The 18,504-nt window shown below is 60.9% G+C and carries 15 protein-coding genes; 2 read left to right on the forward strand and 13 right to left on the reverse strand.

Annotation, left to right across the window (positions count from 1 at the left end; genetic code table 11):
* Positions 1-56: 56 nt before the first annotated feature.
* The gene (locus FBZ97_RS30235) at positions 57-980 is read right to left on the reverse strand and encodes a nucleoside hydrolase (RefSeq protein WP_113390786.1); all 924 of its coding nucleotides are present in this window, start codon (positions 978-980) and stop codon (positions 57-59) included.
* A 126-nt stretch (positions 981-1,106) separates the two neighbouring features.
* Entirely contained in the window at positions 1,107-2,495 is a 1,389-nt protein-coding gene (locus FBZ97_RS30240; RefSeq protein WP_113395913.1) for a M20/M25/M40 family metallo-hydrolase, read from the reverse strand.
* A gap of 199 nt (positions 2,496-2,694) precedes the next feature.
* Between FBZ97_RS30240 and FBZ97_RS30245 the strand changes: the two genes are divergently transcribed.
* Positions 2,695-5,037: an EAL domain-containing protein gene (locus tag FBZ97_RS30245; protein WP_113352063.1), complete on the forward strand. Its 2,343-nt coding sequence runs from the start codon at positions 2,695-2,697 to the stop codon at positions 5,035-5,037.
* Positions 5,038-5,116: 79 nt separating this feature from the next.
* On the opposite strand, the gene FBZ97_RS30250 is transcribed toward FBZ97_RS30245, so the two are convergent.
* The gene (locus tag FBZ97_RS30250; RefSeq protein ID WP_113333869.1) at positions 5,117-5,533 is read right to left on the reverse strand and encodes a MarR family transcriptional regulator; all 417 of its coding nucleotides are present in this window, start codon (positions 5,531-5,533) and stop codon (positions 5,117-5,119) included.
* A 537-nt stretch (positions 5,534-6,070) separates the two neighbouring features.
* On the opposite strand from FBZ97_RS30250, the gene polA reads away from it, so the two are divergent.
* Complete coding sequence (gene polA / locus FBZ97_RS30255) at positions 6,071-9,073, forward strand: DNA polymerase I (RefSeq protein ID WP_145323282.1); 3,003 nt, start codon at positions 6,071-6,073, stop codon at positions 9,071-9,073.
* A 322-nt stretch (positions 9,074-9,395) separates the two neighbouring features.
* On the opposite strand, the gene phnN is transcribed toward polA, so the two are convergent.
* The 10 genes from phnN to phnL all read right to left on the reverse strand — a co-directional run bounded on the left by phnN (position 9,396) and on the right by phnL (position 18,499).
* Positions 9,396-10,001 (reverse strand): phosphonate metabolism protein/1,5-bisphosphokinase (PRPP-forming) PhnN, encoded by a 606-nt coding sequence (gene phnN, locus FBZ97_RS30265; RefSeq protein ID WP_113351510.1) that lies wholly within the window; start codon positions 9,999-10,001, stop codon positions 9,396-9,398.
* Complete coding sequence (locus tag FBZ97_RS30270) at positions 9,998-11,137, reverse strand: alpha-D-ribose 1-methylphosphonate 5-triphosphate diphosphatase (RefSeq protein ID WP_113351509.1); 1,140 nt, start codon at positions 11,135-11,137, stop codon at positions 9,998-10,000. The genes phnN and FBZ97_RS30270 overlap by 4 nt, the downstream gene beginning before the upstream one ends.
* Before the next feature lie 15 nt (positions 11,138-11,152).
* Positions 11,153-11,839, reverse strand: coding sequence for a DUF1045 domain-containing protein (locus tag FBZ97_RS30275; protein ID WP_113351508.1), 687 nt, complete (start codon positions 11,837-11,839; stop codon positions 11,153-11,155).
* 189 nt (positions 11,840-12,028) lie between these two features.
* Positions 12,029-13,375 (reverse strand): phosphonate ABC transporter, permease protein PhnE, encoded by a 1,347-nt coding sequence (phnE, locus tag FBZ97_RS30280; protein WP_113333864.1) that lies wholly within the window; start codon positions 13,373-13,375, stop codon positions 12,029-12,031.
* An 8-nt stretch (positions 13,376-13,383) separates the two neighbouring features.
* A complete protein-coding gene (phnE, locus tag FBZ97_RS30285; RefSeq protein ID WP_113351507.1) occupies positions 13,384-14,364 on the reverse strand; it encodes a phosphonate ABC transporter, permease protein PhnE in 981 nt (326 codons plus the stop codon).
* Positions 14,365-14,446: 82 nt separating this feature from the next.
* Positions 14,447-15,358 carry a phosphonate ABC transporter substrate-binding protein gene (phnD, locus tag FBZ97_RS30290; protein WP_113333862.1) on the reverse strand — a complete coding sequence of 304 codons (912 nt, stop codon included), beginning with the start codon at positions 15,356-15,358 and terminating at the stop codon, positions 14,447-14,449.
* A 95-nt stretch (positions 15,359-15,453) separates the two neighbouring features.
* Entirely contained in the window at positions 15,454-16,308 is an 855-nt protein-coding gene (phnC, locus tag FBZ97_RS30295; protein WP_112722839.1) for a phosphonate ABC transporter ATP-binding protein, read from the reverse strand.
* A 224-nt stretch (positions 16,309-16,532) separates the two neighbouring features.
* Positions 16,533-17,087, reverse strand: coding sequence for a pyridoxamine 5'-phosphate oxidase family protein (locus FBZ97_RS30300; protein ID WP_113333861.1), 555 nt, complete (start codon positions 17,085-17,087; stop codon positions 16,533-16,535).
* Between the two features lie 90 nt (positions 17,088-17,177).
* Positions 17,178-17,795 (reverse strand): DapH/DapD/GlmU-related protein, encoded by a 618-nt coding sequence (locus FBZ97_RS30305; RefSeq protein ID WP_113333860.1) that lies wholly within the window; start codon positions 17,793-17,795, stop codon positions 17,178-17,180.
* On the reverse strand, positions 17,792-18,499 hold the full coding sequence (gene phnL / locus FBZ97_RS30310) for a phosphonate C-P lyase system protein PhnL (protein WP_113333859.1): 708 nt from the start codon (positions 18,497-18,499) through the stop codon (positions 17,792-17,794). The genes FBZ97_RS30305 and phnL overlap by 4 nt, the downstream gene beginning before the upstream one ends.
* Positions 18,500-18,504 lie beyond the last annotated feature (5 nt).

The following is an 18,504-nucleotide window of genomic DNA, read 5'->3' on the forward strand; positions in this document are numbered from 1 at the left end:
ACATCCTGTATCACCGCAGCTTGAGAGTTTGAGATACGATATTTCTCCGTCACTTCTCAGCGGCCGGCTTCCCGCATCAGCGCATCGAAGACGATCCGGCGCGCCCTTTCCGCGTCTATCTCCGCGGCGAAATGCGCATTGAATTGCCCATGCGAGGCCCGCGTTTCGACGACGGTGCGCCCGCGCGTGTGCTGCCCCTGCAGTTCCGCGTCGATCCGAGCATGCCGAAGGGTGGCGATGTCAGGTTCGACGAAAATGGCGGCCGCTGTTGGATCGTAGATCGCCATGGCCGGTCTGCCGCGGCTGACGGCGATGTTGATGTAGCCTTCCAGCAGGTCTGCAAGCAGTTGCGCCTTTTCTCCGGCTATCTTCCGGATATGGGTGACATCTTCCGGCCAAGCCAGCACCTTGCGGCAGATATCGAGATCGACCATACGCAATGGCAGGCCATGCGCAAGGGCGATCCCAAGCGCCTCCGGATCGGCAAAGGCATTGAATTCCGCCGACGCCGTGTGGTTGCCCGAGGTGACGCCGCCACCCATCCAGGTCAACTCGTCGATGCGGGCGGCGAGATCCGGCCGTGCCAGCGCCAGCGCCGCGATGTTCGTAAGCGGTCCGAGCGCCAGGATGCGCTTCGGGCCGTTTCCGTCGGAAAGCCAATTGCTGAGGGCGTCAAAGGCATCGCTCGCCGGAAGCGGGTTGGCCGGCGGCAGGCTTCTGCCCGCAGTGGGAATGCCGGTCTGGCCGAGAATGCCCTGTGCCGTCTCCAGCTTGCAAAGCACGGGCAGCTCACGTCCGGTATGGATCGGAAACGTCCAGTTGAAAACCGCAGCCGCGCTCGCGGCATTAACCTGGACATGAGACAGTGGCGCATTGCCGCTGACAAGCGAAACACCGTCGATGACAAGATCCGAATGCGCCACCACCAGGATGGCGGCGATGTCATCGAATCCCATATCGGTATCGATCCAGATTCCCATGCCTTATCTCATCGACGGTATGAATTGACGCGACGGCCGTCTCGGCCCGTCGCTTCGGATGACGGCATCCCTTGCCATCCGGCGAGATGGACGCGGGGCGCGCAAGGACGCGCACCCGCAGATGGCTTAGCTGGCGAGGGCGTCGAGGATGCGGATCCAGGAGCGGATGCCCTTGTGATAGGAGCGCAGCTCGTATTTCTCGTTCGGCGAATGGATACGGTCGTCGGAGAGGCCGAAACCGACGAGCAGCGATTCCATGCCGAGCATCCTTTGGAAGTCGCCGACGATCGGGATCGAGCCGCCTTCGCCGACAACGATAGCGGGCTTTGGCCACTCGTTGGAAAGTGCCGTCTTTGCCTTGCTCAGCACCGGCGAGTCGTAGGAAAGCTGGATAGCCGGCGAGCCGCCATGCTCATGGAATTCCACCGAGCAATCCCCAGGGATCTTCGAGCGTACATAGGCGCGGAAGCTCTCGCGGATCGCCGCCGGGTTCTGCTGGCCGACCAGGCGGAAGGAGACCTTCGCCGATGCTTTGGCGGCGATCACGGTCTTGAAACCGGCGCCGGTATAGCCGCCGGTGATGCCGTTGACTTCCGCGGTCGGCCGCGCCCAGATCAGCTCCATTACAGAACGGCCCTTCTCCCCCGAGGGAATGGACAGGCCGACTTCGCCGAGGAATCTTTCCGTCGTCATCCCGAGCGTTTCCCAGGAGGCCTTGATATTAGCCGGCGTTTCCTCGACGCCGTCATAGAAGCCGTCGAGCGTTACGCGCCCGGTCTCGTCATGCAGGCCGGCGAGAATATCGGAGAGGATGTGGATCGGATTGGCGGCGGCACCGCCGAACATGCCCGAATGCAGGTCGCGGTCGGCGGCGTTGATAATGATCTCCTCGCCGACAAGGCCGCGCAGGCTGGCCGAGATGGACGGCGTTTCACCATCCCACATGCCGGTATCGCAGACGAGGGCGAAATCCGCCTTCAGCTCGGCGGCATTGGCTTCGAGGAAGGGCTTGAGCGAGGGCGAGCCGGATTCCTCTTCGCCTTCGAAGAGGATGGTGATGCGCACCGGCAGTGCGCCCCTCGTTTCCTTATAGGCGCGCACCGCTTCGACGAAGGTCATCAGCTGCCCCTTGTCGTCGGACGTGCCGCGGCCGGTTAGGACCTTGCGGCCATCGCCCAGGTCCTTGATTTCCGGAGCGAATGGGTCGCTTTCCCAAAGCTCGAGCGGATCGACGGGCTGCACGTCATAGTGGCCGTAGAACAGCACATGCGGTGCATCTGCGCTGCCGGCATCGTGATGGGCGACCACCATCGGATGGCCGGGTGTATCGCGCAGGGAGGCCTTGAAGCCGATCGAGTTCAGGTAGGTGGCGAGCCATTCCGCCGCCTTGCGGCATTCCGCCTTGTAGTCCGGATCGGTCGAGATGGACTTGATGCGCAGCAGTTCGAAGAGATTGTCGAGGCTGGAAGGGAGGTTCTGATCGGCGCGGTCGAGAACGGGCGATAGATCGGTCATATCCGACTCCTTACATGAGATTTGGATGGACGATAGACCAAAGCCCGCCGGGTTTCGAGGCGTTAAAACTGAAAATTTACCGTAGCTTGCGTCTTTCGATCGAGGCACGCTCTTATGTGATTAGTTGCGCATGTAGTTTACAAGTTTTTTAGATTATTAGAAATAACGTCAATCCAGAAGCGTATTCTGGAGACGCGTAATGTTTTCAGTGATTGCATGTATTCGTGACGATCATGACTTCAGGCTTATTATTGTAGCGGCGATCATCTGCCTTATCGGCAGTCTTGCCACCATGCTCCTTTTTTCGCGTGCGCAGGAATGCCAGTCGCATCAGCGCCGCTATTGGATTGTTGCTGCGGCTTTTGCCAGCGGTGTCGGCATCTGGGCAACGCATTTCATCGCCATGCTCGCCTATCAGAGCAGTCTTCCGATCTCCTATGGCGTTTCACTGACGGTGCTTTCGGTGGTCTTTGCCATCGTCGGCTCATGGCTCGCGATTGCCGTTGCCTTCGAATGGGATAATCGCGTTTCCTTTGCGGTCGGCGGCATGCTGATGGCGTTTGGAATAGCCGCCATGCATTTCACGGGAATGCAGGCCGTCGAGGCCTCGGCAGAGCTCTCCTTCGATATACCGCGCGTCGTCGCTTCCATCGCCATTGGTGGCGTCTTCTCCTCACTGGCTTTCCTAGTGTTTCGCAGCTTTCCTGGCTTCAGGCGTATCATGGCTGGCGCTCTTCTTCTGCTGCTTGCGATTTGCTCCCTGCATTTCACCGCGATGAGCGGCGTCACGCTGACGCCCGAAGTGACCCTGCCGGGTGCGGCCCTCGCCATGGATCGAAGCATCCTTGCCGGCATCGTCATGGCTGCCGCGATGGGGCTGATCCTCATCGCTCTCGGCGCCATCTTCATCGATCGTCATTTGACCGACCTCCGGGGTTTCGCCAATGCTTCGCTGGAAGGGCTGCTCATCGTCCGCGACGGTCGGGTGATCGACGCGAACGAGCGGTTCTTCGCCATTTCCGGCTGGTCGGCGCAGCAGGTGATCGGTGTCGCGCCAGATGTCTTTCTGAGCATCGACATGGATATCCATACCGAAGCCGCCATTCCGCTGGAAACAACGCTGTCGGGGTGCGATGGCAAGGCGATCCCCGTCGAGACCGTGCGGCGCTCCATCACCTATCGAGGCCACGAATGCAGCGTGCTTGTCGTGCGCGACCTGACTGAGCGTCGCCAGGCGCAACAGATGATCGAGCACCTGGCCCATCACGATATATTGACCGATCTGCCCAATCGCTCGCTGTTCGATCAGCGCATGCGCCAGGCACTGCAGATGGTAAACCGCAGGGGCGGCGAAGTCGCGATCTTCTGCCTGGACCTCGACCGCTTCAAGGCGATCAATGATGTCTTCGGTCACGCCGAAGGAGACCGTATCCTCTGCAAGGTCGCCGGCATCCTGCAGCGCGCAATCGAGGATGGCGATACGGTGGCAAGGCTCGGGGGCGATGAGTTCGCCATCATCCAGCCGAAGCGCCGGCAGCCCGAAGGAGCAACCCGCCTTGCCGAGCGCATTCTCGCCGAATTCGGCATGGAGATGGATACGGCGCGCGATCCGACGGCTGTCGGCGTCAGCATCGGCATTGCCATCTATCCGCGTGACGGCACGAGCGCAGAGCAGCTTTACGCCAATGCGGATATGGCGCTTTATCGCGCCAAGCATGCGGGCCGTGGCCATGCCTGCTTCTTCGATGCGGAAATGGACAAGGCCGTGCGCACGCGCCGTCAGCTAGAGAACGATCTGCGCCAGGCCATTCTCCGCCGGCAGCTCTTTCTGGAATATCAGCCGATCTACGACGTCGGCAGCGACAGCGTCAGCGGCTATGAGGCGCTATTGCGCTGGGCGCATCCGGATCGCGGCGTGATCGACCCGGAGACGTTTATTCCCATTGCCGAGGAAAGCGGATCGATTGTGGCGATCGGCGAATGGGTGCTGCAGCAGGCATGCCAGGAGGCGACGCGCTGGAGCGAGCCCGCGAATGTCGCGGTCAATCTCTCACCGCTGCAATTCATGGTCCCGACCCTTTACGACCAGATCGAACGGATCCTGCGCAAAACCGGCCTCGATCCGCAGCGCCTCGAACTGGAGATCACAGAGGCTGCCCTGATGCGCGAGCGCACGGCTGTCATCGCGACCCTGCAGCGGCTGCATCGCCTCGGTGTGCGCGTGGTCATGGATGATTTCGGCACCGGCTTTTCCTCGCTCAGCAATCTGCGCGCCTTCCCCTTCGACAAGATCAAGGTCGACCGCAGCTTCACCGGCGCCCTCGAACACGATCCGGCAGCACGCTCGATCGTCCGCGCCATCATCGGCCTCGGCCACAGCCTGAACATGCCTGTCGTTACGGAAGGTGTGGAAACGGAAACCCAGCGTCGCATCGTCATCGAGGAAGGCTGCGCTCAGCTTCAGGGAATATTCTTCGGCAGGCCGGATGTCGGACCCAGCCAACATCAAGCTGCGCTGGATAAGGTGGTCGGACGGGGCTAGGGCTTTTTGCCGCTTTGACGCGTGCAGCCATTTCATGCAATCCTAGGCGGAAAACCGTTAAGTCCTTCCATGGAATGCCCTAGAGCTGCTTGGCATTCTCTAGCACACGCCGGATATATTCCAGCAGCAGTTCGCGCTCGAATTGACGAAAGTCCTTGAGGAGATCCGTGTCCGCGGCCATGGCGGCTTCGATCGCTTCCGCCTGCATGGCTGCGGCCTTGTTCGTCAGGAAGACCAGTTGCGCCCGCTTGTCCGAAGGATGCGGGCGGCGCTCCACCAATCCGTCCCGTTCCATGCGCGACAGCGTATTGGCCATTGTCGCCTGTTCGATGTCGACCCTATCGAGCAGCTGTTTCTGCGTGAGCCCATCCTCGGACCACAGTTCCAGCAGGATTGGAAACTGACCGGGGGAAAAGCCGAGCTTCGCCGCGCGTTGTTGTAGCGAGCGAGCGAATCCCTTTGCCATCTGACTGGCAAGGTAGGCGGCGGAGTCCATCCGATTAAATCCCATGATTGCAAATATGCCGACAATTCAAGGTCAAGACAATCGGCAATTATTCAGGTAGAGACCCCTGAAATCAGCAACTTCAGTCGATTTTTTCACGTTCACTGGTTGTATTTTTTGCATGAAAAAGCCGCCATGGCCTGGAGGGGACGCCATGGCGGCTTTCGAAAGGGGGACAAAGGCCCGGAGAGGGGATAGGCCTTTGTCCAAGTCTGACATGGCGGGGGACAGGCCGGTTGCCAGACCCGCGGCGTATCAATCGCCGGTGAGTATGATTTGAGGTTTCGAATGTGGTTTTTCAAGGGAATGCGCAGATTAGATTGATTAAAAGTTAGTAACGTTTCGGTGAGAGATTTGGCCTTCCCACCAAAGTAATTCCAGGAAAAGTGTATCGCGGTTTTCCGTCCGGAATTGCGTAAAAACAAAAGATAAAGCGTTTGCGCGATTTGAAGAAAAGCGGAAGCGCTCTAGCCTGCAAAACTGAAGTTTATATGGACGTTGGAGGTACGTCACGCTATCCATGCTTCCATGAAAAAAGGTGATCATCTCTTCCTCGTCGACGGCTCCGGTTTCATATTCCGGGCCTTTCACGCCCTGCCGCCGCTGACGCGCAAGTCGGACGGATTGCCCGTCGGCGCCGTCTCGGGTTTCTGCAACATGCTGTGGAAGCTTTTGACTTCGGCGCGCGATACCTCCGTCGGGGTGACGCCGACCCATTTCGCCGTCATCTTCGACTATTCGTCGAAGACCTTCCGCAAGGACATCTTCCCGGAATACAAGGCCAATCGCTCGGCGCCGCCGGAAGAGCTGATCCCGCAATTCGGCCTCATCCGTGAGGCGACCCGCGCCTTCAATCTGCCCTGCATCGAGACTGACGGCTTCGAGGCCGACGACATCATCGCCACCTATGCCCGTCAGGCGGAGGCAGCCGGCGCCGACGTGACGATCATCTCGTCCGACAAGGATCTGATGCAGCTCGTCACACCCATGGTCCACATGTATGACAGCATGAAGGACAAGCAGATCGGCATTCCCGATGTCATCGAAAAATGGGGCGTGCCACCCGACAAGATGATCGACCTGCAGGCCATGACCGGCGACTCCGTCGACAATGTCCCCGGCATCCCCGGCATCGGCCCGAAGACGGCGGCGCAGCTTCTGGAAGAATTCGGCGATCTCGATTCCCTGCTCGCCCGCGCCGGCGAGATCAAGCAGCAGAAGCGCCGCGAAAACATCATCGCCAATGCTGAACTCGCGCGCATTTCGCGGCAGCTGGTGACGCTGAGGACCGACGTGCCGCTGGAACTTGCGCTCGATGCGCTGGTGCTCGATCCGCAGGACGGCCCGAAGCTGATCGGTTTCCTGAAGGCAATGGAATTCACGACCCTGACGCGGCGCGTGGCGGAGGCCTGCGACTGCGATGCGGCGGCAATCGAGCCCTCCATCGTCAAGATCGAATGGGGCGAGGGCGCTCATGGGCCCGATCTCGATGTCGGCGAGAATGTCGATCTCGTCGCCGGCAGCGTTGTCGAAGCCGAAGGGGCATCGGTCCCGGCGCCATCGGCCAAGGCGCGTCTGGCTTTGGATGGCACCACTGCGCCGGAGGATCTCGCCAAGGCGCGCGCCGCAAGTTTCGCGAGCGCGCCGATCGATCATTCGAAATATGTGACCATCCGCGATCTCGCCACGCTCGACCGATGGATCGCGGATGCGCGCGAAACCGGCATCGTCGCCTTCGATACGGAAACGATGTCGCTCGATGCGATGCAGGCCGAAATCGTCGGCTTCTCGCTGGCGATCGCCGATAATCGCGATGATCCGACTGGCGCTTCCATCCGCGCCGCCTATGTTCCGCTCGGTCACAAGACCGGTGTCGGCGATCTGCTCGGCGGCGGCCTGGCGGAAAACCAGATTCCGCTTCGCGATGCACTGCCGCGCCTGAAGGATCTGCTGGAGGATGCCTCCATCCTGAAGATCGCGCAGAACCTGAAATACGACTATCTTCTGATGAAGCGTTACGGCATCGAGATGAAATCGTTCGATGACACGATGCTGCTCTCCTATGTGCTCGACGGCGGCGCCAACGCCACGCATGGCATGGACAGCCTTTCCGAGCGCTGGCTCGGCCACAAGCCGATTGCCTACAAGGATGTGGCCGGCAGCGGCAAGTCCAATGTCACCTTCGACCTCGTCGATATCGACCGCGCCACAGCCTATGCCGCTGAGGATGCCGATGTGACGCTGCGTCTCTGGCTGGTCTTGAAACCACGACTGGCGGCAGAAAAACTCTCAGTCGTCTACGAGCGGTTGGAGCGGCCTCTGGTGCCGGTGCTTGCCCACATGGAAGAGCGCGGCATCACCATCGACCGGCAGATACTCTCGCGCCTTTCCGGCGAGCTGGCGCAGGGTGCTGCCGCTCTCGAGGAGGAGATCTACAATCTTGCTGGCGAGCGCTTCAATATCGGCTCCCCGAAGCAGCTCGGCGATATCCTTTTCGGCAAGATGGGATTGGCTGGCGGCAGCAAGACCAAGACCGGGCAATGGTCCACCTCGGCGCAGGTGCTGGAAGATCTGGCCGCGGCCGGTTTCGAGCTGCCGCGCAAGATCGTCGACTGGCGTCAGCTCACCAAGCTCAAGTCCACCTATACGGATGCGCTGCCGAGCTACGTCCATCCCGAGACGAAGCGCGTTCACACCTCCTATTCGCTGGCCTCCACCACGACAGGGCGCCTGTCGTCCTCCGAGCCGAACCTGCAGAATATTCCGGTGCGCACGGCAGAAGGCCGCAAGATCCGCACAGCCTTCATTTCGACGCCGGGCCATAAGCTCGTCTCCGCCGACTACAGCCAGATCGAACTGCGCGTCCTGGCGCATGTCGCCAACATCCCGCAGCTCAAGCAGGCCTTTGAGGACGGCATCGATATTCACGCCATGACGGCCTCTGAAATGTTCGGCGTGCCTGTGGATGGCATGCCGAGCGAGGTGCGCCGCCGCGCCAAGGCGATCAACTTCGGCATCATCTACGGCATCTCCGCCTTCGGTCTCGCCAACCAGCTGTCGATCGAGCGCTCGGAAGCCGGTGACTACATCAAGAGGTATTTCGAGCGCTTCCCCGGCATCCGCGATTACATGGAAGGCACCAAGCAGGCCGCTCGCGACAAGGGCTATGTCGAGACGATTTTCGGCCGCCGCATCCATTTCCCGGAAATTCGCTCCTCCAACCCCTCCGTCCGCGCCTTTAACGAACGCGCCTCGATCAACGCGCCGATCCAGGGTTCGGCGGCTGATGTCATCCGCCGCGCCATGATCAAGATGGAGCCGGCGCTAGCTTCGGCCGGCTTGGGCGATCGCGTCCGCATGCTCTTGCAGGTGCACGACGAACTGATCTTCGAAGTCGAGGATGCCGATGTCGAGCGCACCACGCCGATCATTGTCTCGGTCATGGAAAACGCTGCCATGCCGGCGGTTGATATGGCCGTGCCGCTGAAGGTCGATGCGCGCGCCGCCCACAATTGGGATGAGGCGCACTGAGCGGAAGCGATCTGGAACCGGTCAAACCGGAATCCGAGCCGGAAGACATGGTGGCCGTCGCCTTATCGACGATAGGCCGCATGCCGATTATGGCGTGCGGCAGGCCATGCCGAAGGGCGGAACCGTCAGCTGGTTCTTCTATTGCGGTGAATATTCCGACGCCGAAGACTTTTACCAGCCTGTTCACACAGCCCACCTAAGCGAGCTGTTGCCTGGCGTAGTCAAATACCTCCGGCTTCCGGTCGGAACGCGGTTCATCATCGACGATCAGGGTTATGAGGATGTGTGGCGGGTCGAATGATCTTCGATTGTCGCCATCAGACTATTTGCGGACCAGCGTTTCCAGGACGGAAATAATGGCGCGTTCGGCCTCTTCGAGCGTGCCGCTATTGTCGATATCGGCGACGTCGTAGCTGCCCTGAACGGTCAGTGCGCTTCTCTCCAGACGCTTCAGCACATCTTCGCGGCTCTCGCGTCCGCGCGCCATCAGTCGTTCGGCCAGCACTTCGCGGGACGCCGTGATGTTGATGACCTTCAGCCGCGGAAATGCGGCCTGGAAGCGGTGAAGCGCCGAGCGCGAGCCATTGGCGATGACCAGATTGCCGCGAGCGAGTTCATCGGTGACTTCAGCCGGAATGCCGTATTTCAGCCCATGCGCCTCCCAGGAAACGGCAAAGGCGCCGGCTTGCTCCATTCCATCGAAGTCAGCTTCGGAAACGCTTCTGTGGTCTTCATTGCCGGCATCGCCGTCCCGCGTGATGACGCGGCGGACGAAATGCACGTCAGACCGGCCGGCAAAATGCCGGGCGGCCAGATTCATCAGTGTATCCTTGCCGGCGCCGCTCGGCCCGACAACGACGGCCAGCGTGCCTGCTGTCGCATCCGTCAGGCCGAGGTTAGCCGGCTTGATCTTGGTTTCCGGGCTCATGCGACCCGCCGCCCTTCTCGCCAGACGGAGCGCGTGACCGGCACGCCGTGATCGCGGCGAACGCGCACGAGATCCGCCCGCAGCCCTTCGGCAATGCGGCCGCGGTCATTGAGACTGACCGTCTTTGCCGGCGTCGCCGTCACCATGGCAATCGCCTGCGGCAGCGAAATGCCCTCAACCTCATCAGCCAAGATGAAGGGTGCATGCAGCAGGCTGAGTGGCACATAGTCGGAAGACAGCACGTCAAGGACGCCGAGTTCGGCCAGATCGCGGGCGGCGATATTGCCCGAATGCGACTTGCCGCGGACGATGTTCGGCGCGCCCATCAGCACGCTCATGCCGGCGCCGTGCGAAGCCTTGGCGGCATCGATACTGGTCGGGAATTCGGCGAGGCGAACGCCGTAGTTGATGGCTTCGTCGACATGGGCAAGCGTCGCGTCGTCATGGCTGGCAACGGTGATGCCGCGATCGGCGCAGACCTTGGAGATCGCGTCGCGATGCGGCGTAGCATACTTGGCCGATTCCTCCTGGCGCTTGGCGACGAACTTGGCAAAGGCCTCGTCGCTGAGCCCGCGCTTCTTCTGATAGTAGAAGATATACTGATCCATGGTCTGGAACTGGCGCTGACCCGGTGCATGGTCCATCAGCGAGACCAGACGCACGTAAGGGTCCTTCTCGAAATCCTGGAAGTGGTCGAGCACGTTGTCGGAGGAGACTTCGCAGCGCAGATGGATCAGGTGATCGGCGCGCAGGCGATCTTCGCTTTGGGCGGCCTGGATGGCATCGGCCATATCACGCATCTCGCCCTTTTCGAAACCGCCGTCCTCGTCCGAGCCCATGCGTAGGCAGTCGAACACGGTCGTGATGCCCGAGGTGACGATCTGGGCATCATGCGCCTGGATCGCCGCCGTCTTATTCCACCGCACGCCCGGGCGCGGAGAATAGTGCGCCTCGAGATGGTCGGTATGCAGCTCGACCAGACCAGGGATCAGAAAATCGCCCTCGAAATCTTCGCCGATATCGGACTTGCCCTCGGAAATGGCGGCAATGCGACCGTCGCGAATCAGCACGGAACCTTCGACGATCTTGTCTTCGAGGACGATGCGGGCGTTGGAAAGGACGGTTTCTTTGGTCATATCGGCTCTTTCATATTAGGCGCCGGCAAGCGGCAGCCAGGAACGGACGGTAAAGGGAGCACTACGCTCTTCTTCGACGAAGACGGCGAGGCCGGAGATATCGAGCGGCTTGCCGGTATGTTCGGCGAAGCGCTCGGCGAGGATTGCCTGCAATTCGGGCTGACGCTCGGAAGGTACGCGTCCCGTCAGCGTCATGTGGAAGCGGAATTCGTCGTTGACGTAAGGATAGCCCCAGCGCAGCAGATTGGCGCGCTGCGGCTCGGTCAGGCCTTCCGGCTTGCGTCGCGCGATATCGTGATCCGACAGCGGCGCGCGGAATGGCTCGAAGGTCTTGACGACGCGCGAGGCGAAATCCTGCAGCGGCTGGTAAACGGAACCGGGAACGAGCGCAAAGAAATGGCCGAGCTGGCCAAGCACCAGCTCCGGAATGGTGAAAGCCTTGGTTTGCGAGGCGAATTCGGCGGCGACTTCGAGGAGATCGCGCTCGGTCACAGAAGCGGCTAGCTCGAACGGCGCCTTCAGCGTGGCATGGAAGCCGTAGCGGCGCGGATCGGCCGTCAGCTCGGCATGACCTTCCGGCAGCGGCGCCATGGCCTTGTCTGAAAAAATCTCATTCGAAAATGCATCGCGGCCCAGCCAGCGGGCAGCGAGAGATGTCAACGGATCGTCTTTGGGCGGCGTGAAATAGAGAGCATAGCGCAAGGCTGCATTCCTTGGAAAAATCGGCTGCGCGAGACACTGTTGGGTGATTTGCGACAAACCGCAAGAGCAGCAAGGCAGCAACGGTTCGAATCCGGCTAAAGCCAGCTTGGCCGCTGCGGTCTTGCCGGCCTGCGCTATCGGATTCCCGTGACAGAATGATGATGCGGAACGATTTTTTCCCGTTCTTTTTTATTTCGTTCGCGTGCCCATCAGCCGAGAGCGCAGGGCGTTGGATGCGGCGTCGAACAGGAAGACAACGATGAGGATCAGCAGCACCATATAGGCGACGTTTTCCCAGTTGGCATTGGTGCGCATTGCTTCCCAAAGTTTGAGGCCGATGCCGCCCGCGCCGACGGCGCCGATGATGGTCGCGCCGCGCACGTTCGATTCCCACTGGTAGAGCGTCTGGCTGACGATGACGGGCACGATCTGCGGCATGATCCCGTAGCGATGCACGAGAATGGTCGGCGAACCGGTGGATTTCACGCCTTCGCGCGGCTTGTTGTCGATGTTCTCGAGGCCCTCGGAATAGAGCTTGCCAAGCGTGCCCGTCTCGGTGAGGAAGATCGCGCCGCTGCCCGCGAGCGGGCCGGGGCCGAAGGCGCGCGTCAGGAACAGCGCCCAGATCAGCATGTCGACCGAACGCAGGAAATCGAAGAAGCGCTTGAGGATCTGGTTGACGAGTCGGCTCGGCGTGATGTTGCGAGCCGCCAGGAAGGCGAGTGGGAAGGCCGCGAGCGAGCCCAGCAGCGTGCCGAGGAAGGCCATGACGATGGTCTGGAACAGCTTGGTCCAGACGTCGCCATGCTGCCATGCGCCATTGTTCCAGATATTGTCGAAGGCCAGCGAGAGATTGGACTGAGCAGGATCGAGCCGCGGCCCCGAAACGATCAGGCTGATGACTTCGCTCGCCGGCTTGTCGAAGAAGGGCGAATGCGTATCGAAGACGAAGTTGGCCCAGCCGATGAACCGCTTGCGGATCTTCACGCGGTCGGTGGAAATGCTGGCGTCGCCTGCAAAGCCGAGATTGACGAGAATATTGTCGTCATAGACGGTCATCCAGCTTGGAACGGGCTCGGAACCGACGATTTTCGGCACATCGCCGGCAATATCGATCGGAATCGTGATGCCATGCGCGGTCACGATGGCCTGCGTCTTGGTGACGGTTACCGTGCGGCTTGTGCCGCTGACAGAAACGGTCATGCTGCCATCGGGATTGGTCTTCACCCAGTCCGGGTTTGGATTATCGCCCAGGGGCGAAAAGCGCGGATATTTGATGCTGATCTTGTCTCCGGAGATGCGGAATTCCGGCTGCACGTCATAGCTCACCCATTCGCTGAGATAGATGCCGACGCGCTCCCAATGCGCTTCCGAAATGACCTTCGGCAGGTCGAAGAACCACACGGCATAGATGCCGTAGAGGATGACGCCGATGAAGATCATCAGCGCGCCGAAGCGCTGGCGGAAGGACCGGTGAAGAACTTCCGGGTAACGCGCTTCGATTTCCTGCATGCGGCCGGCGTCGATGACGGACATGGATAACCTCAATGCTGCAAAAGGAAGGCATGCTCGCCGACGAGGCGGCGGCGGAGCCATGCGGAAAACTGGTCGACGGCGATGATCGTCAGGAAGAGAAGCAGCACCAGCGCCAATGTCTTGGCGCCGAAACCGCGTGAAATCGCAAGTTTGAGCTCCTCGCCGATGCCGCCGCCGCCGACGGCGCCGATGATGGTTGAGGCGCGAACGTTGATCTCCAGACGCAGCAACGCGTAGGACATGAAGTTCGGCAGCACTTGCGGCAGGGCGGCAAAGCGCACGCGCTCGCTCCAGCTCGCGCCGACGGCACGCATGCCTTCGTCAGGCTTCATGTCGATATTCTCGACCACTTCGTAGAAGAGCTTGCCAAGCGCGCCGATCGTATGCAGGCCGACGGCGATGATCGCGGCGATCGGGCCGATCGACAAGATCGCCGAAAACAGGCCGGCGATGACGATTTCCGGAAAGGCGCGCAGAAGTTCCATGATGCGCTTCGTCACCAGCCGGATCGGATGGGACGGCGACATGTTGCGGGCGGCAAAGAAGCTCAAGGGTACGGCAAAGACGAAGCCGATGATGGTCGATACCAGTGCCACGTTGATCGTGATGATCATCAGCTCGAAATATTCGGGGATATAGAAATCGCCCCAGACATAGACGCGACCGAGCGGGAAATTGAATTCCTCGCCGCCGGCGCCATTGGCCCCGTTCGGGCTCGGCAGGTCGAAGAGCGCGCGGTAGACGTCGGCCCAGTCCTTCGGAATGAGCCAGCTCAGGAAATCGAAGAGATGCGGCAGGCGGTCAAAGAAATGCCCGGCGTTGTTTTCGTCGGCGAAGCGCACCGAGCTGACGAAGGCGACGAGCAGGATCACGAGACCGATGCCGGTGTAGAAGCGGCGCTTGGCCACCATCTTGCTCCAGGCGTCGCCGATCTCCTTGGCGCTCTGTGGCGCGCTTTGCATGTTCGGGTGCGTATCGGCGATCGTCATGAAATCCTGCCCTTGTGAATAGCAAAGGGTGTGAATAGCAAAAGGGCGGCCGTTGCCGGCCGCCCAATTATAGGAATGCGGATCAGCCGCCGATGGCAGCCTTACGAACGTCGATGACGGCGTTGTAGAAGTCCGGAGTAACCTTGACGTAGCCCTTGAAGTCGCCGCCTTCGATGGCGTTGAAGCACTTGGCGTCAGCCGTCGGGAGCTTCATGAAGAAGTCCGTCAGCTTCGTCTGCCATTCGGTGCCGAGAGCGTTGCGAACGACGAGCGGGCCGTTCGGGATCAGCGGCGAACGCCAGACTTCGACGAGCTTGTTCGGATCTACGGCGCCCTTGTCGACTTCCTTGCGGAAGGTACCGGAGGTGAAGCCGTCCTTGAAATCGCCAACACCCGAGGAGTCGTCGACAGCAACATCGACCTTGCCGTCGTAAGCGGCGAGCAGGTTGTTCTCATGGCCGCCATTAAACTGGGTCGAGCCGAAGAACTTGTCGTTCGGCACGCCGGTGGTCTTCGGAATCTGCGTCAGCGGAACAAGGTAGCCCGAGGTGGAGTCCGGGTCGGCGTAGCCGAGCTTCTTACCCTTGGCGTCCATGATCGTCTTGATGCCGGAAGACTTGAGGGCGAGGCCGATCGAGTAGTAGCCGGTTGAACCGTCGGTCTGCTGCGTCGTCAGGATCGGGGTAACGGCCTTCGGGTCCTTGATGGCGACGGCTGCGTAGCCGGACGCGCCGAGTTCGGCGAAGTCGAGCGTGCCGCCGAGCAGGCCCTGGATAACGCCGTTATAGTCGGCGGCCGGGAACAGCGAAACCTTCTCGAAACCGAATTCCTTCTTCAGGTGGTCGGAAAGGCAGGCGTAATTGCGCAGGCGATCGGCTTCGTTTTCGCCGCCGAGAATGCCGATGCGCAATTCCTTGAGGTCTGCTGCGTTGGCAGCAGCGCCGACTGCGAGCGCAACAAGCGCCGTAGCGGCAAAGAGTGCTTTCTTCAACATGGGTTCGTCTCCTGATTAACCGGTGTCCCCGGATGTCTTCGGTCTGATAGAAGAAATGCGCCCTTGACGCGGGCCTTCGATCCCGGCCGTCCCTCTCAGAGACCGGCCAGTGCCAGCGGTTGCGGGCCGGCAGATTCAGTCGCCGCGGCTTGCACGGCTGGATCGGCAATGTTGATCGATGTCGACGTCATGGTCTCGTCGATGCCGGCGCCGTCCTTGTCGGTGCCGTAGATTTCCTTGACGGCGGCTGCCGTCAGATCGGCCGGCTTGCCGTCGAAGACGACTTTGCCGGCCGCCATGCCGACGATGCGTTCGCAGTAGTTGCGCGCCGTATCCAGCGTATGCAGATTGGTGATGACGGTGATGCCTTCGCGCTCATTGATATCGCGCAGCGCATCCATGACGATCTTGGCGTTCAGCGGATCGAGCGAGGCGATCGGCTCGTCGGCCAGCATCATCTTCGGCTGCTGCATCAGGGCACGGGCGATGGCAACGCGTTGCTGCTGGCCGCCGGAAAGCGTGCCGGCCATCTGCAGTGCCGTCTGCTCGATGCCGAGGCGCTCCAGCGCCGCAATCGCCTCGATGCGCTCCTCGCGGGTGAAGACCGAAAGGAGACTCAGCATCGTCGAACGATGGTTGAGGCGGCCGAGCATGACGTTGGTGAGCACGTCGAGGCGCGGCACCAGATTGAACTGCTGGAAGATCATGGCGCAATCGCGCTGCCAGCTGCGCAGTGCACGACCGGTCAGCTTGGAGACTTCGGTGCCGGAGAAATGAATGGAGCCGGAACTCGGATCGGCCAGACGGTTGATCATGCGCAGCAGCGTCGACTTGCCGGCGCCGGAACGGCCGATGACGCCGACCATCTGTCCCTGCGGTATGTCCAAAGTCACGGAATCGACGGCGAGCTTGTTACCAAACCGGCGTGAGACATTCCTGAGTTCGAACATAGTGCTTCCCTTTCGCGGCTCCCGGGCTGCAGAAATTTCAGCGGTACCGGTGCTAAGAACGGGCGCGTGCCCCTGTCTCGAAAGGAGTTTCGAGGGGGCTGGCGCCAACCACAAGGCAACCGATTAGTCCCGCTTCATGAAGCTCCAATGTCAGTTTTGTGTAACTGCTGTTACAATTCCCGGCGATTTTGCAAGATTAGCCGGCTGAGAGCTTTCCTTTAAGTTTAGCCGTCAAACATGCCGGTCGGCAGACCGTCTATGCTGAAGCTGTTCTTCTCGCGCCGGTATTCCTCAATGCCGTCGGGACCCTTGGCTTTCGCCCATTGGTCCAGGCTCGGCCGTTCGCCTTCATAGGTGAAAAGCGGCACGCCGAAACCGCAGGACGTTTGTACGAGATCGAAGTCCAGCCACACAATCTGCCGTGCGCCGAGCGGCTCCTGATCCGCATAATGATCGTGTAGCAGTTCCCGATATTCGGGTGTCGATCGATGGATGATCCGCCCGCGGCCATAGAGGCGGAGGATCATCGGCGGCCCTTCGACGGCGCAGAACATGACGGTCAGCCGTCCGTCCGCCTTCATATGCGCTGATGTTTCGTTGCCGCTGCCGGTGCGGTCGAGATAGATGACGGTGTTCGGAGAGATGATGCGCAGGCACAGTGTCTCGCGGGGCGAAACATTGACACGGGAATCCGATGTTGCGGATGCCGTGAAGAAGATGTGTTGCCGCGCGATGAAATCGCGCAGCCGATCGTCGATGCTGGAAAACTGCTTTGCCATGAAAACTCCTCTCGATCCCGCATTGAAAGGACCGGCTAAGCTGGATCGCTTGTCAGCGCCTTGCAAGTCCGATGAGGGTGGAAACCGTTCTCAGGCTTCGTAGCGATCCAGAAATTCCTCCGCCGAAAGGGCGCGGAAATCCGCAAGCGCTGTGCGTAGGCGATCGTGATCCCAATCCCACCATGAAAGCTTGTCCATTCGCGCGCCGACCTCGGACGTGAAACGCTCGCGGATCAGCTTGGCCGGCACACCGCCGACGATGGTGTAGGGCGCAACGTCCTTGGAAACGACGGCGCCGGCTCCGATGACGGCACCATTGCCGACTGTCACGCCGGGCAGCACGGTCGCGCCATGCCCGATCCAGACGTCATGGCCGATCACAACCCGGTTGTCGCGCCGCCAGGTGAAGAACTCCGTCTCCATATCGGCATCCGGCCAGTAGTCGGCGGCGCGATAGGTGAAGTGGTGCAGCGTCGCGCGCCATGTCGGATGGTTGGTGGCATTGATGCGCACGGCGGCGGCGATGTTGACGAACTTGCCGATCGTCGCGCACCAGACCGCACCATCCTGCATGATGTAGGAATAGTCGCCCATCTCGACTTCATCGATGCGGCAGCGGTCGGAGACTTCGGTATAGCGGCCGAGCGTCGAATTGTTGACGCTGGCCGACGGGCTGATGAAGGGCGTCTCGCCCAATTTGCGGCTCATGCGGCGGCCTTCCGCGGCGAGAACTGCGAGACGTCGAGAATGCGGCTGCCGACGGCTTCGCGCACTTCCTCGTCATGGAAGATGCCGAGCAGCGCGACGCCGGCTTCCTTCTTCTGCTCGATCATGTCGACGACGACGGCCCGGTTACGGGCGTCGAGCGACGCGGTGGGCTCGTCGAGCAGCAGGATGGCGTGATCGGTGATGAAGCCGCGGGCGATGTTGACGCGTTGCTGCTCGCCGCCGGAAAAGGTGGCGGGCGGCAGCTGCCAGAGTTCCCTGGGCAGGTTCAGCCGTGCAAGCAGTTCTGCTGCCCTGTCGCGGGCATCGGTCACGCTCACACCGCGGGCGAGCAGCGGCTCGGCGACGACATCGATAGCGGCAACGCGCGGCACCGTGCGCAGGAACTGGCTGACATACCCCATGGTCTGGCGGCGGACGTCGAGCACGGTACGCGGATCGGCTGTCGCAAGATCGACGATCCTGCCCTTGTGCGTGACAAGGATCTGGCCGCTGTCGACGGCATAATTGCCATAGATCATTTTCAAGAGCGAGCTCTTGCCGATACCCGACGGGCCGCCGAGCACGACGCATTCGCCCGAAGCGACGGAAAAGGAGACATCGGCGACAACAGGCAGGCGAATGCCGTCGCGCAGATGCATGGTGAAGCTTTTGAAGACTTCGGAAACGACGAGTGGGGTTGCCATGTTTC

The organism is Rhizobium sp. ERR 942, assembly GCF_007828395.1.
Taxonomy (GTDB): domain Bacteria; phylum Pseudomonadota; class Alphaproteobacteria; order Rhizobiales; family Rhizobiaceae; genus Rhizobium; species Rhizobium dioscoreae.